This window comes from uncultured Nostoc sp., assembly GCF_964245445.1.
Lineage (GTDB): Bacteria > Cyanobacteriota > Cyanobacteriia > Cyanobacteriales > Nostocaceae > Nostoc.
Genome location: NZ_CAXTNE010000316.1, coordinates 1 through 8,561, shown reverse-complemented (window position 1 = coordinate 8,561; position 8,561 = coordinate 1). Strand labels below are relative to the sequence as shown.

The following is an 8,561-nucleotide window of genomic DNA, read 5'->3' as shown; positions in this document are numbered from 1 at the left end:
CTCCTTGTTGAGAAGTAGATTACCATACTTTTTTATTAGTGGGATAGTTTCAAATTAATAAGAAGAATTACACCATAACTATCAATTTTATTGATTTTGTCACTGAGGCTCATTTCTTCTAACTCATCCACCAACAGCAGTGCCTCATGGACTTTGCCTTGTTCTAGAAGTTGCCTAAGTTCTAGCAGTTCTTCCATGTTATCTATAGAGATTTTGGCTTCACTACTAATCTAGCTAGATTAGACATCTTGCAAAAATCCTGGTTTATTGTCTAAAATCACGGATCAACTGCGATTAACACCGATGAATTATTTGTGTTGATCTGTGGTTTCATTTTCAACACTTTTCCTGCGCCAAGCTGGTTTTACCACCTGACGACTACGAGCGATCGCCAGAGAATCATCAGGTACATCTTCTGTAACAGTAGAACCAGCTGCAATATAGACATCATCTCCCAAAGTGAGCGGAGCAACTAAAACGCTATTGGCTCCAGTTTTTGTGCGATCGCCGATTTTAGTACGATGTTTCTTCATGCCGTCATAATTGGCAGTAATTGTACCGGCACCAATATTCACCTGATTGCCGACAACGCTATCACCTATATATGACAAATGTGCTGCATTCGTGCGATCGCCTAACTGTGTATTTTTTAATTCTACAAAATTCCCCACACGGCAACCAGCACCCACTTCTACCTGACCGCGCAAATGAGAATATGGCCCAATTCGGCTTCCCGCCTGCACAGTGCTATCTGTCACCACTGAATACTGCACCGTGACATTTTCAGCCAACTGACTATTTTCAATCAAACTTCCTGGCCCAATGTGACTTCCTGTTTTAATCACCGTATTTCCCCGCAGATGAGTTTGGGGTTCAATAATTACATCCGGCTGTAATTCTACAGTTTCATCAATGGTGATGCTGGTGGGGTCGATGAGGGTAACACCCGCCAGCATCCATTTTTCCTTGACTCGCCTTTGCAAAATCTCGTAGGCTGTTGCTAGTTGCAAGCGATCATTAATGCCAAGAATTTCTTGGTAATCTTCCACATCCACTGCCATAACTTTTCCCACTTGAGTTACGGCATCAGTGAGATAGTATTCTTTTTGAGCATTGTTTGCTTGTAAGTGGGGCAACACCTTTGCCAAATCTGTCCAGCGAAAGCAGTAGACTCCAGCGTTAATTCGGTGATTTTGTCTTTGGGCAGCAGTACAATCTTTGTGTTCGACCATTTGCTGCACAATATTTTCATCATTACAAAAAACGCGCCCGTAGCCTGTGGGGTCGGGTAAGTTCGAGGTCAGAATGGTGGCGGCATTCTGATTTCGGGCGTGAATTTGTAACATCTGCTTGAGAGTTTCACTACGTATCAACGGTAAATCGCCGTTAAGTACTAGCAAATCACCTGTGTAGTCTTCCAAGTGAGGAAGTAATTGCTGGATGGCATGACCTGTCCCTAGTTGCACAGTCTGTTCAACAAACTCCAAACTGGGAATTGAATGCATGGCAACTTGCACTTCCTCGGATTGATACCCTACAATCACGATTCGCCGTGAGGGCGAAAGTGGTTCTACACTTTCGAGAACTCTCTCAACTAGCGATCGCCCACCCAAAGAATGTAAAACCTTAGGTAAGCGTGATTTCATCCGTGTGCCGCGTCCCGCCGCTAGAATTGCTACAACTACCATAATTAGCTATCAGCTATCAGTGAAATTATGATTAATGCTGTTGGTACTTTAAAATATCGGCTCAAATCATCCCAGCTAGTCATAGAAGACTGAAATATACAATGAGTCAGGATTATACCAATTTTCGTTGATCACGGCAGCTACAAAATTTCTTACTCCCTACTCGTTTTTATAATAGGAGAGAATAAACTCGGCAAATTGCTGCATTAGTTTAGGATTACGCCAACCAGAATCAGTTTCTTTTTGCATCACTAAAAGTGCTTCTTTTGAAGTAAAAGCTTTTTTGTAAGGTCGTTCGCTGGTTAGGGCATCGTAAATATCAATTAACTGAAATACTTGCGCCAGGTAGGGAATATCATCTTCCTTGAGTCCATCAGGGTAGCCTGAGCCATCCCAGCGTTCGTGGTGATGACGAATAATGGGAATTACACCCCGCATACTGCGTAGTGGCTGGCAGATTTTTTCTCCAATCAAAACATGCTGCCGCATGACCTGCCAATCTTCGCGGGTAAGTTTGCCTTTTTTCAGCAGCACTGCATCGGGAATACCTACCTTACCAATATCATGGAGATAACCACCCCACATCAAATCTCGAATTTGGTAACGTGAAAAATTGAGGTATTCACCAAAAGCTTGTCCCAATCTTACCAAGCGTTCACAATGATTGCCTGTATTGGGATCGCGGCTTTCAATCGACATGGCAATAGAAAATAGTACTTGTTCGGCATGTTCTAAATCTTCGTTCAGACGCTTCTGCCGTACTAAAGATTTTACACGCGCCGCCAGTTCCACACGATCAAAGGGTTTGGTAAGAAAATCATCTGCCCCAACTTCAATTCCCCGAATACGCGATCGCCTGTCATTTAAGGCCGTAATAAAAATTACTGGGATTAGCCTAGTCTGCTCATCCTGCTTGAGTAATTGGCACACTTCAAATCCATCCATTCCTGGCATCATTACATCCAGCAAAATCAAATCTGGTTGTTTTTGAGTTACCAACCCTACAACAATGGAACCACTATCCGCCTCAATCACTTCGTATCCTTCCATCCCCAAGAGGGCAACAGCAGTCATGCGACTGGTGGCATGATCGTCAACTACTAAAACCTTCGGCGGATCTAAATCAAACCCATTCACTTTAGAACCTTTAGCTTGTAGTGTTCTAGAAACCAATGAATTATCACCACAATTAACATCAACTTTTATCCAAGAAGACACTGCTTGGTTATCTTTAAGCATAAGGTCTTCTTGAGATAAGCCTAAAGAATAAGCCTCCACATTATTTTGTGATCCTACGGCATGATTTGAACCGATACTCTTCACTGTGCTAATGGGGTTTGGCCCACTAACAATTTCTTCTGTAAAGCCTGTATGGTTGGATTTCCATTGAATCACAAAGGCACTCCAGTTTTTTGCACAAGTTAACAGTGTCAGATTTCAAAAACAAATTTAATATTCAACTATATCTGAGCCAGAGTTTTAATAGGGATTATGTATTATGTCAAACTGCGTATCTAAGTTTTTCGCAGCATCTATGTTTTATGTTACAAACAAGGGGTATATTGCTGTCAATTTTTGTGTTTTGTCTCTAATTACAGTATGATCAATTGACACAAATCTTAAATCAGGTTTTTTACGGATATTTTTTCATTGAGCGGCGCTAAAAAGCCTTGTAATTGCTTGTTTTATATCGAGATACCCAGTTTTGGATGTTAAGTCTTTATGGTAATCATAAGGTGTATAGCTTTTTACTTACTCAGTTATAGCAGTATTTTATTACTGTCAAATAGTATGTAGTACTAAATGCTACCACAGAATTAAGTCTATTAGCTTGTAAAAAGTTGTTGCCTAAGTATCTGGAAAATAAATCAGAATTTTTGGCAAAAAAGAGAAGTGTCGAATCGGCATCTGAATTATCCACTTCCTGCCTGATCCCTTGTCTCTATTTCTATTGTCGCAGCTACGCCCGTCTTAGACATCTCAACCGAACTATAAACTAGTTCCTATAAAATCTCTGCCTTGTGTTCCCAATAACCACCTTTTTCGCCAATGGGAGGTAGGTTCGAGTGAAGAGGCTTGTTGCTCTTGTTGCCGCCGCATTATTATGACTTCGGTTGAATCGCTTAATTCAGGATCGCGATAGGGTATGGCAGCACGGGTTAGCAAGTGTTCTTTTTCAGGTTGTGAGAGCATAGGGAATGCTGTTAGCGGATAGCTATGGTTGAGCCAGTGCTGAGTGCTGTTAGAATGGGCTGCCACAGTACCAGGCGATCGCCTTCCTACTGGTGGGGTAGAACTGATCGCCAAACCAGCAGACAAAAGTGCTGTGCGTACAGCAGCAGCACAAGAATAAGTGGCTAATAAACCATCTTGATGTAAACACAATGACAGTTGTCTAATAAATTCAACAGTCCATAATTGAGGACATTGAGGTGGTGAAAAGGGATCGAGGAAAATTGCATCTGCCCAGAACCCCGACTGACGTAATAGGGTTATCGTAGTTCTAGCATCCCCAATTAATAGCTTTGCTTTTAGACGAGGTGTTTGTACTTGATGCTCAAAAGCTAGCTGGGACAAAATTTCAATATAGTTACAGTTCCAATTGTCAAACAAGTGATGAGCGATCGCAGCTTGTGGGACTGCTGGATTCAGTTCTAAACCGATTACTTCAACAGAACAGTTAGGATTCACTGCCCAAATTGTCTGCAAAGCAGCAGCTGTGTTATATCCTAGACCATAACAAATATCCAATAGTCGCAAAACTGGTTTTTGGGCGACTGTAGTCAGTTGAGTAGGTTCCACAAACTTGAAAAAACTCTCCTGCTTCGCACCATAATGGCTGTGAAAGGATTCACCAAACTCTTGAGAGACAAAGGTGAAAGAACCATCTGCTGTTAACTTAGGTGTAAAATTTTCTAAGTCTGACATTTTATAAAAAAATTAAATAATAACCAATCCCCTTTAGGAGTAATGAGTGGTGTTAGCGGTAGCTGGGCGTTGAGCCAGTGCTGAGTGGGAAATCTAACTTATTTACTCAGAACCCCAAAAGAAGAACTATTTTACCCAATTCCCAATGCCCTATGCCCAACCCCCAATTTGTTGTTTCGCCAGCTTGGCTATTTGAACATCTAGAAGATCCGCAAGTCGTTATTGTGGATTGTCGCTTTTCTCTAGCCGATCCACAACTAGGGCAACAAGAATACCAAACAAGTCATATAAAGGGATCATATTATTTAGATTTGAATCAGGATCTTTCCAGTCCAGTGGGTAAACATGGCGGGAGACATCCTTTACCTAACCCCAATGATATAGCTAATAAATTTGCAGCGATTGGGGTAAATTCCCAAAAAAGTTTAGTTGTAGCTTATGATGATTCGCGCTTTGCCTTTGCGGCTCGTCTATGGTGGCTTTTGCGCTATCTAGGGCATGAACAAGTAGCAGTACTGGATGGAGGCTTTGCTGGATGGCAAAAAGCTGGCTATCCTGTTACAGATGTTGTTCCTCAACCCCGGATGGGTATGTTTGTAGCTCAAGTACAAATAGAAAAGTTGGTAGATATTAGAGAGGTGAAAAACCGGAAAGATAGCCATGAGGTAGTATTAGTAGATTCAAGAGAAAGCGATCGCTACCGAGGTGAACGAGAGCCAATTGATAAAATTGCCGGACATATTCCCGGTGCAGTCAACTATCCTTGGCAAGAAGTTACAGACTCTTCCGGTTACCTACTGCCTCAACCAGAACAACGCCGTCGCTGGGAACAGCTAAAAACAGCCGAAGAAATCTTGGTTTATTGCGGTTCTGGCGTTACTGCCTGCGTAAATTTACTTTCTTTAGAATTAGCTGGCATTAGCAAGGGTAAACTTTATGCTGGTAGTTGGAGTGATTGGATTAGTTATTAGTCATTGGTCATTAGTCATTAATCATTAGCAAAGGACAAAGGACAAAGGACAAATTTCAAAACTGACCTAATTGCAAACTGTAATTAATACTGAAGAACCAGCCATCAAAATCAATGTTTTCGGCGGTTGAACTACCTAAACTCACTCCAGCCTGCACATTTATATTGCTGGTATCAGATATTCGGTAATTTAAGTGCCCGAATAACCGATGAAATTGGTCTTCTCGATCGCGCTGTGTAAAGTCCGAAAAATTCACCTGGTAGTCAATACCAACCTGGAGAGGCTTTTGCAAGTAGTAGTTTAGAGACACCCAAAAGGAATTGATTATCCGATCGCGACTTTGGGGATCAGCAAAATTTACACTCAATTCGTAAAAGCTATTAAGTATTAATTTTGAAGTTAGGGGATCTCGCCGTCCTAAAGACAGTTGAAAGGAATTCTCATTTAAAAAGCGATCTCCTGCTTTGAAGCTATCCAGGCGATCGCTGTTGTTGGCATAAAATAACTGTTGATTGCTCCAACTAACTTCTCCATACATTCGCTGCGATAGCTGCTGGTAAATACCGAGATTAAATCTCACCTGGTTGTAATCGTATTGTGACTGATTGATATAACGAATGAGATTGCCATCAATTGAGCCGTTTAAAAAAGTCTTAGCTCCCAAAGGGAAATATGCAGAGGCTAACGTCAGTCCAGAAAAAATTAAACCATCTTCTATCGGAATATCCTTTGAGGAAAAAATATTACTCGTTTGGAAGTAGGCGACACGCCCTTGTAGATAGCCTATAGGTTTAAACTTAACTACGGGTTGTTCTATTGGTGGAAAAGTAGGCTGTTCTAGCGGTCGTAACCGCACCCGTAACCCCAATTCGCGATCGCTATCAGATTCAGGTGGCTGTTTTGGCGATCGTAGCAGCTGCATTAGCCTCTCTAGCCTTTGGGACTGATTTATCTCAGGTGCATTTAACAGTTCCTCTTTTGAGTCTGGAGAAGATGTAGGCAAATTACTTGGCTGCGATTCTAACTGTGGCGGGTCATTTTGCTTTTGAGTATCTTCAGGTTCTTTGGTTGTGTTTGGGGCTTGAGTAGTTTCGGGTGTTTGCTGCGCCAGCTTTAACGAATAGGCAGGGGGAAATGACCCCTTCCTCCTGTCGTGGAAATGAAGGGGGGATGAGTCTGAATCCCTCACTTCTATTAACTGGTTATCGTACCCTACGGGAAGCTGGCGCAACAAGTGGGGTCGAATCCCCATATTTAATATCTCCCCAACTAAGAGTTCCCTGCTCCCTTGTCTCTTGTTCAACGGCATCTGCGAATTTGAAGGATGCGACTCACTAGACTGCTTGCACAAAGAGTTAATTACCTCTAGCTCCAAGTTCTGACATAGCTGATAATTTTCCTCTGTACTTGCTAAATTTTTAGAATGCAAAATATTTGTATTTGCAGATTCTGACGCATTTACTCTAATGCAACACCAGCTTCCAGCACTGGAGGCTAACAAAATACAAAAAAACAAATTCTTCCAGTTTTTGAGTCGCATCTGTTAGATTGCGGTAATCGCGTTTGGCAAATGTAGACCCACAAGCTGTATCAGAAGTTCCGACTCAGAATATACAATTGAGTGCATTTATCTTAGCTTTGTAGGTATATACTCAAACTACAAACTGAAATTGTTGCTTTTCGGATTTTTCCCCAGATTCTTTTGTAAAACTGAAATAATCGGATACAGTTACAGTTGATGCTCAAATTTAGTGGAATACAGGGAGTAACTCATTTTACAACAAATGCCTAATAACTTTTTGTCCCTGTAGCTAATCTGATTAAAATGGATTATTTGTAAGGTACTCCTGATTTAATTGTTGATATCAAGTACTAACCTTGAAATCTACCGCAGACTTTATTGTATATAATGCCAGTTTCATAACAAAGATCAATCAACTAAACACATAATTTATTTGTTGTTTATTTTATCTATTGAATTTAGGATAAATTACAGATAAATTTCCTAAAGAACTCGCCCGCGTAAAAAAACTTATTAGCCGCTTAAACGTTTAATTTTTTTGGTATTAGTTGAAAATCATAAGTTATCAAATTATGTTTTATAAATCGTTTCCATTGTTAGTGATTGGTTTATGGGGAGTTATAGTACTGCCTTTGCCAAATAAAGTAAATGCCATGACCCCTTTGACACGAGCAGAGATTCAAGACCTCCAAAACATCGTACAACTGATACCCAAAGATAAACTCAAGAAACGTCCTGCACGTAAGTTAGATGCAATGACTCCTGGGGATGGGCTGTCAACTGGTCGATCTTCCCTAGCAGATTTGCGTTTCAATGATGGCTCTTTGGCACGAGTTGGAGAACAGGCGTTATTTCAATTTTTGCCGAAGACTCGTGACTTTAAACTGTCAAATGGGACTGTGTTGCTGCTCATCCCACCAGGAAAGGGGCAAACACGTATACAAACGCCAAGTGCAGCAGCAGCAATTCGTGGTTCAGCATTATTTGTACGCTATGACCAACAAACAGACACCACGATTGTGGGTGCGCTGACAAATAGCGGCATTGAAGTTTCTAACAAGGAAGGTGAAACTAAGGTGCTGGAAGGAGGGCAGATGATAATTCTAATTAAAGGGGAATTTCAGAACTTATATGATTTTGATCTGAGAAATTTTTATGAAACAAGCGAACTGGTTCGGGAACTTGATTTGAATAGGCAAAATCCTGTGCCTATACATCACGATCCAGCAATCACCAGTGTTCAAGCCGAAACTACTGCGGCCTTAAAAGCACAGCCACCGGTAAAAGGCGAGGGAGTAATTGAAATGCAGCTAACTCGTCCTAATAGCCCAACTGAGACAACACCCGTAACCTCAACTACTCCAACATCCGTAACCTCAACAGAGAAATCACCCAACACCTCAACTACTCCAACATCCGTAACCTCAACAGAGAAATCACCCAACACCTCAA

General features: G+C 41.4%; 7 protein-coding genes. 2 read left to right on the top strand and 5 right to left on the bottom strand.

From position 1 onward, the window contains the following. Nucleotides 1-35: 35 nt before the first annotated feature. The 4 genes from ACFE90_RS33065 to ACFE90_RS33050 form a co-directional block, all read right to left on the bottom strand. A complete protein-coding gene (locus ACFE90_RS33065) occupies nucleotides 36-197 on the bottom strand; it encodes a hypothetical protein (RefSeq protein ID WP_375506534.1) in 162 nt (53 codons plus the stop codon). A gap of 111 nt (nucleotides 198-308) precedes the next feature. Next, the gene (gene glmU / locus ACFE90_RS33060; RefSeq protein ID WP_375506533.1) at nucleotides 309-1,688 is read right to left on the bottom strand and encodes a bifunctional UDP-N-acetylglucosamine diphosphorylase/glucosamine-1-phosphate N-acetyltransferase GlmU; all 1,380 of its coding nucleotides are present in this window, start codon (nucleotides 1,686-1,688) and stop codon (nucleotides 309-311) included. A gap of 159 nt (nucleotides 1,689-1,847) precedes the next feature. Further along, complete coding sequence (locus ACFE90_RS33055; protein WP_375506532.1) at nucleotides 1,848-3,083, bottom strand: HD domain-containing phosphohydrolase; 1,236 nt, start codon at nucleotides 3,081-3,083, stop codon at nucleotides 1,848-1,850. 594 nt (nucleotides 3,084-3,677) lie between these two features. Then, nucleotides 3,678-4,616 (bottom strand): tRNA (5-methylaminomethyl-2-thiouridine)(34)-methyltransferase MnmD, encoded by a 939-nt coding sequence (locus tag ACFE90_RS33050; RefSeq protein WP_375506531.1) that lies wholly within the window; start codon nucleotides 4,614-4,616, stop codon nucleotides 3,678-3,680. Between the two features lie 152 nt (nucleotides 4,617-4,768). On the opposite strand from ACFE90_RS33050, the gene ACFE90_RS33045 reads away from it, so the two are divergent. Continuing rightward, nucleotides 4,769-5,587, top strand: coding sequence for a sulfurtransferase (locus ACFE90_RS33045; protein WP_375506530.1), 819 nt, complete (start codon nucleotides 4,769-4,771; stop codon nucleotides 5,585-5,587). 55 nt (nucleotides 5,588-5,642) lie between these two features. On the opposite strand, the gene ACFE90_RS33040 is transcribed toward ACFE90_RS33045, so the two are convergent. Next, nucleotides 5,643-7,127 (bottom strand): hypothetical protein, encoded by a 1,485-nt coding sequence (locus ACFE90_RS33040; protein ID WP_375506529.1) that lies wholly within the window; start codon nucleotides 7,125-7,127, stop codon nucleotides 5,643-5,645. Between the two features lie 554 nt (nucleotides 7,128-7,681). On the opposite strand from ACFE90_RS33040, the gene ACFE90_RS33035 reads away from it, so the two are divergent. After that, nucleotides 7,682-8,561: FecR domain-containing protein (locus tag ACFE90_RS33035; RefSeq protein ID WP_375506528.1), on the top strand; the 880-nt coding region annotated here is incomplete at its 3' end.